Origin of the sequence: Marinobacter sp. ANT_B65, from assembly GCF_002407605.1 — a bacterium.
Lineage (GTDB): Bacteria > Pseudomonadota > Gammaproteobacteria > Pseudomonadales > Oleiphilaceae > Marinobacter.
In genome coordinates, this window is the sequence record NZ_NXGV01000002.1 from 195,449 (window position 1) to 210,010 (window position 14,562).

The window sequence follows — 14,562 nt, forward strand, 5'->3', positions numbered from 1 at the left end:
CAGCAGTACAAGCCAGCATACGCTGGCCGGTACTGCCGGAAAGAAAGGATTAGTGAGAGTGTTCTTCGTCGTCGTGGCCGGCTTCTGCCAGACCCACCCAGGCGATACCCGAGGCGCTGAAACCAAGATCGATAGTGCGGACGGTTTCGCCGTGATCAGTATCAATCTCAATAACAGACTGACCATCAGGCGTCAGCACAAACATACGATCCTGAGCGGATGAGAGTGCGATCGAGGGTGAACCATCATCTTCTCCCGGAGCATCCATCACCTGAACCGTACCGAGCAACGCCCAGTCACTGGAGGGCGCAAACAGCCGCAAACCACCGTCGTCACCCAGTACGTAGAACACTTCCCCATGGGTAGTGAAGCCCTGGGCGAGTGGCGCTACTCCGGTACCAAGGTCCAGATCCGTATAGACGCCTGACTCTGACTCAGCCTCCGCATCAATCACAAACATCTGGTCGCCGGCAAGGGCAACCAGCTCTTCAACATCATGGTTGCCCAGCAAGGTTGCAATGCGCGAGCCTTCGACAAGGTTTTCAGGGTTTGTCAGCTTGATTGTCGGGTAGCCCGCTTCGTGCAGGTCGATAATCAATACACCGTCGTCACAACCAAATCCAATGCTGTGCGCACCCATTGCTGAGCCATGAAGCGCCGGGCAGGTATCGCTGTAACGCTCTTCAAACTCGAAGATGCCGCCATCCAGGTGATAGCGCTCAACCATGGTCGGAAGCGTTGTGCCCGTAATAGAACTATCCCGGTAGGTCACAAACAAATGGCCGTCGGCCATCATGGCGACACCGTGCATGCTGGATTCAAGGTCCAGGCTGGCAAGGGTGCTGTTACTTCCGAGGGTTTCGTCCGTAAAAACCGTCACCCTCGAACTGGCGGCGGCATCATCACCGTCGAAGAAAACAACGCCGTAAGAATCACCAACCGTGAAATGCGTGGGCTTGTGATCAGGCAGCGTTAGCGACAACTGGCTCGGGGTTTCAGCATAGTCATGCATATGATCGCCGTGGTCTTCGGTATAAAGCCCACTATCAACGAACGACACCAGGTTGTCGCCTCTCTGGGTGGCGACAACGTAGCGGTTCCCGGGAGAAGCGTACAAAGCAGGAACCTCACCGGTCATCGCGATGGATGACAACACGTCGCTGCTATCAAGATCCAGAATTTTCAGTTGCGATGCGCCCGTGTCGAACAGCGCCAATCGCCCAGCGGTATCGATATCCGTATCGGTGTGCGCGTCATCCGAGCTACCGCTGCTGCCTCCGCAGGCCGCCAAAAACATGGCTGAGGCTAACAGAACCGAAGATTTCAGGGGTATTCCAGTGAAAGGAGCAGGTTTCTTTACGTGCACGATGGGATCTCCATTTAATGTTTTAGTAATTTATCTCAAGCACTTAACGGTAATGTGCGTGGGAAAAGATCTGATTAACAACTTTAAATGTTATGTTATAACATACTAAATGTAAACCGAAGCCGCAGCCCAGAAAGCTCGACGACGGCATCATGAGTGCGATCGATTTTTCAGCAGATATTCAGCTCTTCAACGTCAGGATGACTATGCGTCAGCAGTGAACAGTCCCGCCCGATTGGTGACAGGATCACAATCAGGCACGCCCTGTTTAAAGGTGGCCGTTACTGCTGACTGCGCTTTAGCTCGCTACCCGAAGAGTGACGCCGGGTAACACTGTTGACCGCGTTCAATGCAACGAACAGGAAAGCAACAACGCATACAATGGTCGGGCCGGTTGGCGAGTCGAAGTGATAGGAAAAGGTAAGACCTGCCACGCTCGAACAGGCACCAATAATGGCGGCCATCAATGCCATGGCCTCAGGCGTCCGGCTGAACCGGCGGGCCGTCGCTGCCGGAATAATCAACATAGCGGCAATAAGGAGAACACCCACCACTTTGATTGCAACAGCAACAACAATGGCAAGAGCAATGGTCAACACTAGCTGTTCCCGACGCGGTGAAATACCGCTGGCCAGAGCCAGGTCCGGGTTCAGGGTCGATAACAACAGCGCGGACCAACGATAACCCACCATAACAAGAACCAGTAGTGCGCCGCCCCAGATGATCGCCAGGTCGATCTTGCCCACGGCCAGAATGTCTCCGAAAAGATAAGCCATGAGGTCAATTCGAACACCAGACAGAAACGAGACTGCCACCAATCCCACAGCTAATGCAGAGTGGGCCATGACGCCAAGCAGTGTGTCCATGGCATAACCGCGCCCACTCAAAGTCGAAACCGTCACCGCCATCAGCAGTGAAATGAGCAGCACGCCGGCAAAGATTGGCGTTGAAAGCGTCAGCGATAATGCAACGCCGAGCATGGCAGCATGAGCAGTGGCATCGCCGAAATAGGCCATGCGCCGCCAGACAATGAAACAGCCCAGAGGCGCTGCAGCCAGAGACACGCCAATACCTGCCAGTGCAGCCCTTACCAGAAAATCATCCAACATCACCCCGCCTCCTGAATACACACGGCACGGTGGTCATGGCCCCGGTGTTTATACAGCGCCAGTGTGTCCTCGTCGTCTTCAAACCCGAACAACTCACGGTACTCAGCAGAATTGCTGACAACCTCCGGTTTACCCTCGCAACAGATGTGGCCGTTCAGACAGATCACCCGCTCAGACTGACGCATCACTACCTGCAGGTCATGACTGACCATGATGACCGCGCAATTCAATACCTGCCTGGCGCTATCGATCTGCCGATAAAACTCTGCCGCGCCCCGGCGATCCAGGCCCTGGGTCGGCTCATCAAGAAGCAGGAGACCGGGCTTGTCCAACAAAGCCCTTGCCAGCAAGACTCTTTGTAACTGCCCTCCCGACAGCGACATCAACTGCTGGTCCAGCAGTCCGGTCACGCCCGCACTGGCAATGGCTGCCTGGATTGCGGCGGATGATACCCTGTGGGGCAATTGCAAAAACCGCTTTACCGTCATGGGTAGAGTTTCGTCGATATGCAATCGCTGGGGCACATATCCAATAGACAGTCCCGGCGCGCTGATCACTTCTCCCCCGGACGGTTTCAAAGCGCCAATAAGCGTCCGCAGTAACGTCGACTTGCCAGACCCGTTGGGGCCAATAACAGTAACAATGTCTCCGCGTTCCACATGGAGATCAATACCGGTCAAAATCGGTACCTTGCCTATTCTGACTGACAGGTTACGGGCTTGAATCACCATTTAAAAATCCTTCAGAGCGGCGTTTAACCATCGGTGCCGGCACCTTTGTGCCGCCACACAAGCAACGGGTTTTCAAAGTTTTAGTTATGTTATAACATAACAATTCTTGAGTCATCCACAGCACTCTGCATAAGCCTCAGACTTCCCAGGAGAATCCCGATGGTCCGACCGGCGCTTTTAACAGGTCTAACACTTTGCCTTTTGCCCGTTTATAGCTGGGCTACCCCTCCCAGAGTTGTAGCGGATATCGCACCGCTGCATTCCATCGTCGCCCAGGTGATGAGTGGCGTCGGTCACCCGGATTTGCTGGTTCAGCCTGGAGCTTCTCCACATAGCTACTCCCTCAGACCATCAGAGGCGGAAGCTCTGGCTCAGGCAGAGGTTGTTTTCTGGATAAGTGAGGATCTGAGCCCGTGGCTGGAGAGTCCCCTGGAGAACCTGGCAGGTTCCGCACAAAAGGTTCAGATGCTTGAATTGTCGGCGACGATAGGTCATCCATTCAGGGAAGGAGCGACATTCGAATCCCACTCCCATGCTGATGAAGACCATAACGAAGAGCACGAAGAGCATGACGATGGTCACGATGAGCATCATCATGGTGAACATGATCCCCACGCCTGGCTGGACCCCGTGAACGGGAAAGCCTGGGCCGACGAAATTGCTCGGGTACTTTCCAGGGTAGATCCATCAAATGCCGAAACCTACCTGCAGAACGCCCAAGCCTTTCAGGATTCTCTGGATAAGTTGACAGTCTCTCTCAGCGAGCGTGCAGATCGCCTCGAGGGTATTCGGTTCATTGTTTTCCATGATGCGTATCAATATTTTGAGCGCCGCTTTAACTTGCAGGCAGCCGGAGCCATTGCGCTGTCTGACGCCTCTGACCCCAGCCCCGCGCGGATTCGCGAAATTCAGACACTGGTATCAGAACTTGGGGTGACCTGTGCCTTCACTGAACCGCAATACAACCCTGGCCTGGTTGATACCGTCTTCGAAGGGTCCAAGGTAAATACGATCGGTGTTATGGACCCATTGGGTGCGGATATCAAAATCGGCACAGGTCATTACACGGAATTGCTGAATAGATTGATGGCAAGTCTGGAACTGTGTCGGCCGCAATCGTGAAGAGCGCAAAACAACCTGATACTTAAAGACTCTTTTGTAGGCCCCGACTCATATGACCAGCCTGACTCCAAACCAGCGCAAGGTTTTTGATGTGCTACTACAAGCGGACGCGTCTCTGGGGGCCTACGCCATCCTGAAAAAGACAGGCTTCCGTGGTGCATCCCAGGTCTATAGGGCATTGGAAAGGCTCGTAGACCTTGGATTGGCCAGAAAACTTGAGAGCCTGAATGCCTACATCGCTGTTTCTTCCGAGGGCCAGGATACACCCACTGCCTTCGCAATTTGTGACCAGTGTGGCCATATCCATGAGGTGGTTGAGGCACAGGGAATCAAACAATTGCATGAATGTCTTGCCCAATTGAACTTTCAGGTGGACCGCACCGTTATTGAATTTCATGGGGTGTGCTCTCTCTGTTCTGGCCAATTGTACAAAACCAAAGAGAGACCTTCTTACACCAGACCGAAACAGGATTAGCATGAACACAGATCTGCCCGACGTTGCCAGTAATGAAGCCTCGAAAATCCATGCTCCACTGGAGTGGGTCGGGATGAGCAGGATTGATATCCCCATCCATCTGTCAGAGCCAGGCTGCCCGGGGCCAATCCATATGGTTGCGGACGCCCAGGTCAATCTGCCATCAGTAACGGTTAAAGGTATTCACATGTCTCGCCTGTATCGTCTGCTGGATAAAATATCTCTCCAGAAGGCGATGGTTCCGGGGCACCTCAGAATGCTTCTGGAACAGATGATTGAGAGTCATCATGACTGTCACACCAATGGCGCAAGGGTGGTACTGACATTCAGCCTTCTGGCCAGACGCCCGGCATTAAGCTCTCCGGATTTGGCGGGCTGGAAAGCCTATCCCGCTCAGATTGAGGCCATTCTGGACCAGGGTTCGTTCTCGCTGAGAACATCCGTTCAGGTGGAGTATTCTTCGACCTGCCCCTGTTCAGCGGCCTTGTCCCGACAGCTTGTGGTTGATGGCTTCAGGAAAGATTTCACTGAAAATACCGGACTGACGAGAGAGGATGTAGCCGCCTGGCTGGAGCAGAATGCCACGCTTGCCACGCCACACAGCCAACGCAGCGAAGCCTGCATTAGCGTTGATATTCCCGACACTGCCGAGGATTTCGGCCTGATGGCGCTTATTGATCAGGTTGAGAAGGTTCTGGCAACGCCCGTCCAGACTGCCGTCAAGCGAGCGGATGAACAAGCATTTGCGCGGCTGAACGGCCAGAATCTGATGTACGTGGAAGATGCTGCACGACGAATCCAGAACGCACTTTCCGGCAGCTACGACAACCTCCAGACCCGCGTCCGGCACCTGGAAAGCCTTCATTCTCATGACGCAGTAGCGTCGGCCAGCGCTTTGCCCTGATTATCACCGAGCTTACCCAACCTGATTCTATCGCCTCGACGAGCCTGACTCTGCCACTATTTACCGTAAGGAAAACCCTGGATGATTCGCAAAAACCCCCGCGGCGACTTACCGCAGATTCACCCCAGCGCGTTCGTCGATCCAACCGCGATCCTTTGCGGGCTGGTGATTGTGGAGGAGAACGTATTTATCGGTCCTTATGCGGTCATACGCGCGGATGAGATGGATGCCAACAACCACATAGAACCAATCATCATCGGCGCCCACTCCAATATTCAGGATGGCGTGGTTATCCACTCGAAATCTGGCGCGAAAGTCACCATTGGCCAGCGCACCTCCATTGCACACCGGGCCATCGTGCACGGCCCCTGCACGGTAGGCAACGGCGTGTTCATTGGATTCAACAGCGTACTGTTTAACTGCATTATCGAAGACGGCTGCGTTGTGCGCTACAACGCTGTGGTCGATGGCTGCCATCTGCCACCAGGGTTTTATGTCCAGTCTACCGAACGCATTGGTGCAGAAACCGACCTCGGGGCTATGCCACAAGTGTCGGCGGATGCCAGTGAGTTTTCCGAAGACGTGGCCCGGACCAATAACGACCTGGTGCGTGGTTACAAGCTCATCCAGAACGAATTCTGAAACGTCACCTGTCGTTATCTGAATCTACACATCATATGAGAGAAGCAATAGCATGAACATAGAATCTTCCAGCCCACAACAAACCGGCCAGCAACCGGTAGGCTTTGCTCCGAGAACATCCATCGAGCAAGTGGAAGAAGGGCACGAACTTGCACCGAAATTTGATTTGAGCGGCCTTGTTGCCTGCGTAACCACCGACGCCGATAGCGGCGAAGTGCTTATGCTGGGGTACATGAACGAGGAAGCTCTGCAGAAAACCATTCTCACCGGCGAAGCTCACTACTGGAGTCGCAGTCGCGAGGTTATCTGGCATAAAGGCGCCACCAGCGGATTGGTTCAGAAAGTTATCGAAATGCGTGTGGATGACGATCAGGACGCAATCTGGCTCAGGGTAAAAGTCGCAGGGTCAGGCGCCAGCTGCCATGTGGGTTACCGGTCGTGCTTTTATCGAAGGGTACCGGTTGCAGCAGAGAGAGCACACAGCGACGCCCTTGTGTTTGTTGAGCATGACAAACAATTCGATCCGGTTGAAGTCTATGGCGATGCGCCAAACCCGACCAAACTGTGAGCCTGCCAGTGCTCAGTGCCGATAATTGAGTTCTTTACGCTCATTCAGTGTTTTTACCTCGGCACATAGCTCTGCGGTAGGCCGAAGCAGCAGCCGGGCGATCCCGATAGGTTCGCCTGATTCCAGGCAATATCCATAGTCGCCGCTGGAGATACGCTTCAACGCAGCGTCGATTTTTGGTAAAAGGCGGCGCTCCCTGTCAACAATGCGAAGAGCCAGCCGCGACTCTTCCTCATAAGAGGCGCGGTCTGCTTCGTCGTTCATTTCCGGAGGACTGGCGAGCCGCTGTTTCGCATCTTCAATACTGTTCATGGTCTCGATGCGCAGCTCTTCGAGCAGCCGACGGAAAAAATCGAGCTGCGCTTCGTTCATGTAATCGTCAGCAGGGGCCTGTAAAAGCTCTTCTTTCGTTATACCCATGCCCATTTACTCCCAGGCCGGAAAGGGATCATTCAGTGTTTGCCAGAATGATTTTCCAGCCAGAAGCTGCTCTTCATCCAGGAGACACTCATCCAACTGACGGGTAATCGTCGCCTGGTCCAGATTCTGACCAATAAAGACCAGTTCCTGGCGCATATCCCCAAACGGCTCCACCCAGCTTTCCATGATCGACTTCCGATACTCTGGATCCTCAGGCCAGGAGTTCTCTGGCACGGCCTTCCAGAACATCCCGGCGAATCCATGCCGGGCAATACCTCCGGCCTGGCTCCAGTGACCCGCAAATTCCGGGCGTGTAGCAAGCCAGAAGTATCCCTTGGAGCGAATGAGCTTGCCTTCGGAAACCGGCTGGTGCAGAAAATCGTAGAACCTGGCCGGATGGAAGGGGCGACGGGCGCGGTACACAAAGCTGGAAATGCCGTACTCCTCGGTTTCCGGGATGTGTTCGCCCCGCATTTCTTTCAGCCATCCTGGCGCCTGCTGAGCGCGCTCAAAACTGAATCTGTTGGTATTCAGCACCTTATCAAGTGGTACGGCGCCTTTCTCTATGGGGTATATTTCCGCTTCTGAATTGAGGCTGCGGAGCACGCCCTTGAGCCTGTCCAGGTCGCTTTGGGGCACCAGGTCCGTTTTGCTGATCAGCAGGATGTCGCTGAATTCAATCTGATCAACAAGCAGGTCCGCGACGCTGCGCTCATCTTCCTCACCCAGGCTTTCTCCGGTTTCCTGCAACGATTGCGCTTCGTCAAAATCCTTCAGGAAATTAACCGCATCCACTACAGTAACCATAGTGTCGAGCCTCGCAATATCAGACAGGCTCACGCCGTCTTCATCGGCGAAGGTAAAGGTTTCTGCTACCGGTAAAGGCTCTGAAATCCCGGTGGATTCGATTACCAGGCAATCAAAGCGACCTTCTGCAGCCAGTTTGCGCACTTCGATCAACAAGTCTTCTCTCAGGGTGCAGCAGATACAGCCATTGCTCATCTCGACCAGCTTTTCTTCCGACCGATTCAGCGTGACTTCCTGTTGCACCTGAGCTGCATCGATATTGACCTCACTCATATCGTTAACGATCACTGCAACCCGCTGGCCCTCCCGATTGTTCAGGATATGATTCAGTACCGTCGTTTTGCCCGCGCCCAAAAATCCGGACAGTACGGTAACGGGAAGGCGGGTATCCAGATGATCCATACAAAATCTCCTGCTTCATTAGGTGCTCAGCGCCTGCGCGCCACTTTACATTCGATATGTTATAACATAACATTTGTTTGGAGGAAACTATATTGGCTTTGCGACCAACAGACCAAAGGAATCACGGAATATGTCTGGCGAAAATAACGGTCTTTTACTACCCATAGCAGTGCTCGGCAACAAACCCGAATGCCTGACGGAGATATTCCGTGATGAGGTCAACCTTGCAATCTGGGAGCGCGAGCTCTCTAGCGGAAGCATCGACTTCGCTTATCACTTTTCCAGAGAAGCAGGCGTTTTTGAACGCTTTGTCGGCATCGAAGCGGGAGACAGTGTTGACCAGATCCTGCCCGCCTGGGCCCAGGAATTGCCAGGCGCTAAAACCTGGCTTGCGGATGTAAATGAGGTGGTAGAGATGTTTGGCTGCCTGTTCGAGCCTGCCGCTATTGGCGTTCGGTTGCACGTGCTTCCCGATACCATGTGCCCCCGTTTTCATACTGATCGGGTGCCAGTGCGTTTGTTGGTGACCTATGCCGGTCGAGGCACCGAGTGGTTACCGGAGAATCAGGTAAATCGAGGTAAACCGCCCGCCCTGCTCCCGGATCAGGCGGTGAGCAACACGGATATTCAAGTTATGCCTACGGGCGCAGTGTCTCTCCTCAAGGGTGAAGCCTGGATCGGCAACGAAGGCCGGGGCCTTGTTCATCGCTCGCCGGCGCCGGGCTCCAGCCCCCGTCTCGTTCTGGGCCTTGACTGGCTGGACTGATTACTCAACCGTTACGCTTTTCGCCAGGTTTCTGGGCTGGTCCACATCCGTACCTTTCAGTACTGCCACATGGTATGACAGCAGCTGTAGCGGAACGGTATAGACAATCGGAGCCGTGATTTCGTGAACTTCCGGAAGCTGTACCACATGGATGTTATCTTCCGGTGTGAAATCTGCTGAGCGATCAGCAAATACAAACAACTCTCCACCCCGGGCTCGGACTTCTTCCATATTGGATTTCAGCTTCTCAGCCATGTTGTTATTAGGCGCAACTGTAATCACCGGCATTTCACTGTCGACCAATGCAAGAGGGCCGTGTTTCAGCTCGCCGGCCGGGTAGGCTTCCGCATGGATGTAGGAAATTTCTTTTAGTTTCAGAGCACCTTCCATAGCTACCGGGAATTGCGAACCCCGGCCAAGAAACAGTGCATGGTTTTTATCCATAAACCGCTTGGACATCTCTGCAATCTCGCCGTCCAGAGCCAGTACATCGCTGACCTGACCGGGCACCAGATGCAGAGCCTTGACGATATCGACTTCCCGTTCTTCACTCAGCCCGTTGTGGCGAGCCAGTGCAAGGGTAAAGATAAGCAGAGCTGTGAGCTGGGTAGTGAAAGCTTTGGTCGATGCAACGCCAATTTCCGGCCCGGCCTGGGTCATGATCACCAGGTCGGATTCCCGTACCAGTGAGCTGCCAGGTACGTTGCAGATTGCCAGTGCAGCGCGGAAGCCAGCCTTTTTGGCCTGGCGTAACGCGGCCAGTGTATCGGCGGTTTCACCCGACTGGGAAATACACAAAAACAGGGTGTCTTTCTGGATAACATGTTTGCGGTAGCGAAACTCTGAGGCAACCTCCACAGAGCAGGGCACGCCAGCCAGATCTTCAATCCAGTAACGGGCAACCATACCAGCGTGATAACTGGTTCCACAGGCAATGATCTGTACGTGGCGAACATCTTCAAGAAGTTTGCCGGCCGCAGTTCCAAGCGCCTGCTCCAGCACATGGGATTCGGTCACCCGGCCTTCCATGGTGGCCTTGATCACTCTGGGTTGCTCGTTGATCTCTTTGAGCATGAAGTGCCGGTACTCGCCTTTGTCTGCGGAGTCAGCGTTGTGCTCAAAGCGGCTTATGCTGCGTTCAACCAACTCACCGTCACGATTATGAATTTCAATACGATCCCGGTGAATATCAGCAAGATCGCCCTCCTCCAGAAACATGAAACGGTCGGTTACCGGTAGCAGGGCAAGCTGATCCGATGCAATAAAGTTTTCACCTATACCAACGCCGACCACCAGCGGGCTGCCTTCCCGGCATACCACCACATGGCCAGGCTCATCGGCATGTACAACCGCAAGAGCGTAGGCCCCACGCAAGCGAGTGATGGAAGCCTTTACGGCACCATAAAGGTTGCCCAGTTCGCGGTAGTTTTTCTGGATCAGGTGCACAACGACTTCGGTGTCAGTCTGGGAGGTAAACTCAAAGCCATCGGCCTTCAGTTCTTCCCGCAGATCCTGATAGTTTTCGATGATGCCATTGTGAACAATAGCCAGGCTATCACCGGACATATGCGGGTGGGCGTTCAACTGTGATGGTTCACCGTGGGTTGCCCAGCGGGTATGAGCAATACCTACGTATCCGGAAAGTGGATTAGCTTCAATGGCAGCTGCCAGCGACGCTACCTTGCCAACCTCGCGAGCACGTTGGACAGCGCTGGCACCATCCAGAACTGCCATGCCAGCGGAATCATACCCCCGGTACTCCAGGCGGCGCAGGCCCTCAAGAAGAATGCCCTGAACGTCCCGTTCCGAAACCGCACCTACAATGCCACACATGCTGCTTCCACCTGTTCAGATAATCGTTTAATCAGATTTTTGAGGCCGTTTCCAGCCCTTGATGTTCCGCTGCTGTCCGCGTGCCACCGCCAGTTCATTGTCATCAACGTTCCGGGTGATAGTAGAACCAGCACCGATGGTAACTCCCGCACCGATGCAGACCGGTGCTACCAGCGAGGTATTGGAACCCACAAAAACCCCGTCGCCGATCACTGTCTGGAATTTATTGACCCCATCATAGTTACAGGTAATGGTTCCTGCACCTACATTTACATTACGCCCAAGAGAGGCATCGCCGACGTAGCTCAGGTGGTTGATCTTGCTTCCCTCTCCCACCAGAGCTTTTTTGGTCTCGACGAAGTTGCCTACCTTGGTGTTCGCCGCAAGCTCAGTGCCGGGACGTATCCGTGCAAAAGGTCCGATCTGGGCATTGGCGCCAATCACAGCTCCGTCAATTACACTGTGGGCATTGATCTGCACGCCATCCGCAATCACAGCATCCCGGATCACACAGCCGGGCCCTACAGACACATTGTTCCCGAGGCTGACCTTACCTTCAAAGACCACATTCACATCAATCAGAATATCCTTGCCGATAACCAGCTCCCCGCGCACGTCGATACGTGCCGGGTCAGCCAGAGTAGCGCCATCCGTCATCAGGCGCTCAGCTTCGCGCTTCTGAACCCAACGCTCAAGCTCAGCCAGCTGCAGGCGGTTATTCACCCCCTGAACTTCAAAAGGGTCTTCCGGTTGGGATACCGAAATCTTCAGACTACGTTCAACCGCCATGGCAATGATGTCGGTGAGGTAGTACTCGCCTTGTGCGTTGGCATTGGACAGAGTCGGGAGCCAGCTCTTCAGGTGTCTGGCCGCTATGGCGAGGATGCCTGTATTCACTTCGCGGATAGCCAGTTGATCTTTACCCGCGTCTTTCTGCTCGACGATCGATGTCACCTGAGCATTGGCATCACGTACGATCCGGCCATAGCCCTGAGGGTTATCCAGAGTGACAGTAAGCAAGCCAAGGGTGTCGTCATCCAGCGACTCCACCATGGCCTGGAGAGTCTCTGTTCGAGTCAGAGGTACATCGCCGTAAAGGATCAGAACCCGCGCGTCATCCGGAAGGTAAGGCAACGCCTGAGCGACAGCGTGGCCTGTTCCCAGCTGTTCGTCCTGCACTACCCAGTTCACGGGGTCTTCAGTGGTTGTCGCGCGGACTTTGTCTCCGCCGTGGCCGATAACCGTGTGGATCTTATCAGCACCCAACTGCCTGGCGGTGCCAATAACATGATGCAGCATCGGGCGGCCAGCCACGGAATGCAGAACCTTGGGCAGGTCGGATTTCATTCTTGACCCCTGGCCCGCGGCCAGAATAACAACGTGCAAAGGGTTCATAATTACTTCCGGTTCCTGAGAAGGTTAAAAATTATGTGTACCGGTTAAACAAAAAAACCGCAACCCTTGAAGCCTGAAGAACAGACGCATAACGTCAGTCTTTCTGCTACTCAGGATGCGGCTTCCGTATTCGGTAAGCTCGAAATATAAATGCTTAACGCATTTTGTTACGCAACTGCTGAATGGTACGAAGCTGAGCAACAGCCTCTGCCAACTCTGCAGCGGCGCGGACATACTCGAATTCACCGGTTTGGTTAGCAAGCGCGTTCTCGGCTTCTTTCTGAGCCTCGATCGCAGCGGCTTCGTCCACATCCTTTGCACGAATGGCCGTATCTGCCAACAAAGTAACCAGATTGGGCTGAACCTCCAGATAGCCGCCTGACACGTAAAGAATTTCTTCCTCACCGCCCTGCTTGACGATCCGAATGGGACCTGGTTTAAGCTGAGTCAGCAGAGGAGCGTGACCCGGGGCGATACCCAGGTCACCTTCTGTACCCGCTGCGATCAGCATTTCCACCAATCCGGAATAGATCTTTGTTTCGGCACTTACTACATCACAATGCACGCTTATAGCCATGTCTGTTGCCTCTTTGATCGATCCGGCAATGAATGCAAGACCTCAGAATCACTTCTTGGCCTTGCTCTTCATTTCCTTCGCTTTCTCAACCGCTTCCTCGATACCACCAACCATGTAGAACGCCTGCTCAGGCATATCATCATAGTCGCCGTTAAGGATGCCCTTGAAGCTGCTGATAGTTTCCTTCAGGGAAACGTACTTACCGGGTGAGCCGGTGAATACTTCAGCAACGTGGAACGGCTGGGACAGAAAACGCTCGATCTTACGGGCACGGGCTACTGTCAGTTTATCTTCTTCTGACAGCTCATCCATACCCAGGATGGCGATAATGTCTTTCAGTTCCTTGTAACGTTGCAGGTTAGTCTGCACGCCACGGGCTACTTCGTAATGCTCTTCACCGATGACCAGTGGATCCAGCTGACGTGAGGTGGAATCCAGGGGATCGATCGCCGGATAGATACCCTTGGAAGCGATATCACGGCTAAGTACCACGGTCGCATCAAGGTGCGAGAAGGTGGTAGCTGGTGACGGGTCGGTCAAGTCATCCGCAGGTACGTATACCGCCTGGATCGACGTAATAGAGCCGTTCTTGGTGGAGGTGATACGCTCCTGAAGCTCACCCATTTCCTGGGCCAGAGTCGGCTGATAACCTACAGCTGAAGGCATACGACCCAACAGTGCAGATACCTCGGTGCCCGCCAGGGTGTAACGATAAATGTTGTCAACAAACAACAGTACGTCACGACCTTCGTCACGGAACTTCTCAGCCATGGTCAGGCCAGTCAGGGCAACACGCAGACGGTTTCCAGGGGGCTCGTTCATCTGGCCGTAAACCATGGCCACCTTATCGAGTACGTTGGAATCCTTCATTTCGTAGTAAAAGTCGTTACCTTCACGGGTCCGCTCACCAACACCTGCGAATACGGAGAGACCGGAGTGCTCTTTCGCGATGTTGTTGATCAGTTCCATCATGTTAACGGTCTTGCCTACGCCGGCGCCGCCGAAGAGACCAACCTTACCACCCTTGGCAAACGGACAGATAAGGTCGATAACCTTGATGCCGGTTTCCAGCAGGTCTGCAGACGCAGACTGGTCGGCATAACCCGGAGCTTTGCGGTGGATACCCCAACGCTCTTCTTCGCCGATAGGGCCCTGTTCGTCGATAGGACGACCCAGAACATCCATGATGCGGCCCAGGGTCTGGGTACCAACAGGTACTGAGATTGCCTTGCCGGTGTTTTCTGCTTTCAGGCCTCGCTTAAGGCCGTCAGTGCTGCCCATTGCGATAGTACGAACGATCCCGTCACCCAGCTGTTGCTGGACTTCCAGAGTTGTTTCGCCACCTTCAAGCAGCAGTGCGTCATATACCTTGGGTACGGAGTCACGTGGAAATTCCACGTCGATAACCGCGCCAATGATCTGAACGATTTGTCCGCTACTCATGC

Annotated in this window: 15 protein-coding genes; 6 read left to right on the top strand and 9 right to left on the bottom strand. The window is 54.0% G+C overall.

Translation table 11 applies throughout. The features are described 5' to 3' along the window. Positions 1–49: 49 nt before the first annotated feature. From CPA50_RS11055 to CPA50_RS11065, 3 genes are all read right to left on the bottom strand, one after another. The gene (locus CPA50_RS11055) at positions 50–1,366 is read right to left on the bottom strand and encodes a hypothetical protein (RefSeq protein ID WP_227519609.1); all 1,317 of its coding nucleotides are present in this window, start codon (positions 1,364–1,366) and stop codon (positions 50–52) included. Positions 1,367–1,647: 281 nt separating this feature from the next. Further along, positions 1,648–2,475: a metal ABC transporter permease gene (locus CPA50_RS11060; protein ID WP_096782581.1), complete on the bottom strand. Its 828-nt coding sequence runs from the start codon at positions 2,473–2,475 to the stop codon at positions 1,648–1,650. Then, entirely contained in the window at positions 2,475–3,206 is a 732-nt protein-coding gene (locus CPA50_RS11065; RefSeq protein WP_096782582.1) for a metal ABC transporter ATP-binding protein, read from the bottom strand. The genes CPA50_RS11060 and CPA50_RS11065 overlap by 1 nt, the downstream gene beginning before the upstream one ends. Before the next feature lie 159 nt (positions 3,207–3,365). Here CPA50_RS11065 and CPA50_RS11070 point away from each other — a divergent pair, with 159 nt between their 5' ends. The 5 genes from CPA50_RS11070 to hisI all read left to right on the top strand — a co-directional run bounded on the left by CPA50_RS11070 (position 3,366) and on the right by hisI (position 6,917). Further along, the gene (locus CPA50_RS11070) at positions 3,366–4,328 is read left to right on the top strand and encodes a zinc ABC transporter substrate-binding protein (protein ID WP_096782583.1); all 963 of its coding nucleotides are present in this window, start codon (positions 3,366–3,368) and stop codon (positions 4,326–4,328) included. Between the two features lie 52 nt (positions 4,329–4,380). After that, positions 4,381–4,803 carry a Fur family transcriptional regulator gene (locus CPA50_RS11075; protein WP_096782584.1) on the top strand — a complete coding sequence of 141 codons (423 nt, stop codon included), beginning with the start codon at positions 4,381–4,383 and terminating at the stop codon, positions 4,801–4,803. A 1-nt stretch (position 4,804) separates the two neighbouring features. Next, the gene (gene folE2, locus CPA50_RS11080; RefSeq protein ID WP_096782585.1) at positions 4,805–5,707 is read left to right on the top strand and encodes a GTP cyclohydrolase FolE2; all 903 of its coding nucleotides are present in this window, start codon (positions 4,805–4,807) and stop codon (positions 5,705–5,707) included. Positions 5,708–5,788: 81 nt separating this feature from the next. Then, the gene (locus CPA50_RS11085) at positions 5,789–6,349 is read left to right on the top strand and encodes a carbonate dehydratase (protein ID WP_096782586.1); all 561 of its coding nucleotides are present in this window, start codon (positions 5,789–5,791) and stop codon (positions 6,347–6,349) included. Positions 6,350–6,401: 52 nt separating this feature from the next. Next, entirely contained in the window at positions 6,402–6,917 is a 516-nt protein-coding gene (gene hisI, locus CPA50_RS11090; protein ID WP_096782587.1) for a phosphoribosyl-AMP cyclohydrolase, read from the top strand. Between the two features lie 12 nt (positions 6,918–6,929). Here the strand turns inward: hisI and dksA are convergent, their stop codons facing one another. Beyond that, complete coding sequence (gene dksA / locus CPA50_RS11095) at positions 6,930–7,337, bottom strand: RNA polymerase-binding protein DksA (RefSeq protein WP_319823115.1); 408 nt, start codon at positions 7,335–7,337, stop codon at positions 6,930–6,932. Between the two features lie 6 nt (positions 7,338–7,343). Continuing rightward, positions 7,344–8,537 (bottom strand): zinc metallochaperone GTPase ZigA, encoded by a 1,194-nt coding sequence (gene zigA / locus CPA50_RS11100; RefSeq protein ID WP_096782960.1) that lies wholly within the window; start codon positions 8,535–8,537, stop codon positions 7,344–7,346. A 139-nt stretch (positions 8,538–8,676) separates the two neighbouring features. Here zigA and CPA50_RS11105 point away from each other — a divergent pair, with 139 nt between their 5' ends. Continuing rightward, on the top strand, positions 8,677–9,312 hold the full coding sequence (locus tag CPA50_RS11105) for a DUF1826 domain-containing protein (RefSeq protein ID WP_096782589.1): 636 nt from the start codon (positions 8,677–8,679) through the stop codon (positions 9,310–9,312). Here the strand turns inward: CPA50_RS11105 and glmS are convergent, their stop codons facing one another. The 4 genes from glmS to atpD form a co-directional block, all read right to left on the bottom strand. Further along, on the bottom strand, positions 9,313–11,145 hold the full coding sequence (gene glmS / locus CPA50_RS11110; protein WP_096782590.1) for a glutamine--fructose-6-phosphate transaminase (isomerizing): 1,833 nt from the start codon (positions 11,143–11,145) through the stop codon (positions 9,313–9,315). Positions 11,146–11,172: 27 nt separating this feature from the next. Further along, complete coding sequence (glmU, locus tag CPA50_RS11115; RefSeq protein WP_096782591.1) at positions 11,173–12,540, bottom strand: bifunctional UDP-N-acetylglucosamine diphosphorylase/glucosamine-1-phosphate N-acetyltransferase GlmU; 1,368 nt, start codon at positions 12,538–12,540, stop codon at positions 11,173–11,175. Between the two features lie 154 nt (positions 12,541–12,694). After that, positions 12,695–13,117, bottom strand: a complete 423-nt coding sequence (locus CPA50_RS11120) for a F0F1 ATP synthase subunit epsilon (protein ID WP_096782592.1) — start codon at positions 13,115–13,117, stop codon at positions 12,695–12,697. Between the two features lie 48 nt (positions 13,118–13,165). Next, complete coding sequence (gene atpD, locus CPA50_RS11125) at positions 13,166–14,560, bottom strand: F0F1 ATP synthase subunit beta (RefSeq protein WP_096782593.1); 1,395 nt, start codon at positions 14,558–14,560, stop codon at positions 13,166–13,168. Positions 14,561–14,562 lie beyond the last annotated feature (2 nt).

Excerpts from the sequence above, each read along its gene's own strand:
- CPA50_RS11120 (WP_096782592.1), bottom strand. The coding sequence starts at position 13,117 with ATGGCTATAAGCGTGCATTGTGATGTAGTAAGTGCCGAAACAAAGATC.
- CPA50_RS11060 (WP_096782581.1), bottom strand. The coding sequence starts at position 2,475 with ATGTTGGATGATTTTCTGGTAAGGGCTGCACTGGCAGGTATTGGCGTG.
- atpD (WP_096782593.1), bottom strand. The coding sequence starts at position 14,560 with ATGAGTAGCGGACAAATCGTTCAGATCATTGGCGCGGTTATCGACGTG.
- glmU (WP_096782591.1), bottom strand. The coding sequence starts at position 12,540 with ATGAACCCTTTGCACGTTGTTATTCTGGCCGCGGGCCAGGGGTCAAGA.
- CPA50_RS11065 (WP_096782582.1), bottom strand. The coding sequence starts at position 3,206 with ATGGTGATTCAAGCCCGTAACCTGTCAGTCAGAATAGGCAAGGTACCG.
- folE2 (WP_096782585.1), top strand. The coding sequence starts at position 4,805 with ATGAACACAGATCTGCCCGACGTTGCCAGTAATGAAGCCTCGAAAATC.
- CPA50_RS11105 (WP_096782589.1), top strand. The coding sequence starts at position 8,677 with ATGTCTGGCGAAAATAACGGTCTTTTACTACCCATAGCAGTGCTCGGC.
- CPA50_RS11070 (WP_096782583.1), top strand. The coding sequence starts at position 3,366 with ATGGTCCGACCGGCGCTTTTAACAGGTCTAACACTTTGCCTTTTGCCC.
- dksA (WP_319823115.1), bottom strand. The coding sequence starts at position 7,337 with ATGGGTATAACGAAAGAAGAGCTTTTACAGGCCCCTGCTGACGATTAC.
- hisI (WP_096782587.1), top strand. The coding sequence starts at position 6,402 with ATGAACATAGAATCTTCCAGCCCACAACAAACCGGCCAGCAACCGGTA.
- CPA50_RS11075 (WP_096782584.1), top strand. The coding sequence starts at position 4,381 with ATGACCAGCCTGACTCCAAACCAGCGCAAGGTTTTTGATGTGCTACTA.
- CPA50_RS11085 (WP_096782586.1), top strand. The coding sequence starts at position 5,789 with ATGATTCGCAAAAACCCCCGCGGCGACTTACCGCAGATTCACCCCAGC.
- glmS (WP_096782590.1), bottom strand. The coding sequence starts at position 11,145 with ATGTGTGGCATTGTAGGTGCGGTTTCGGAACGGGACGTTCAGGGCATT.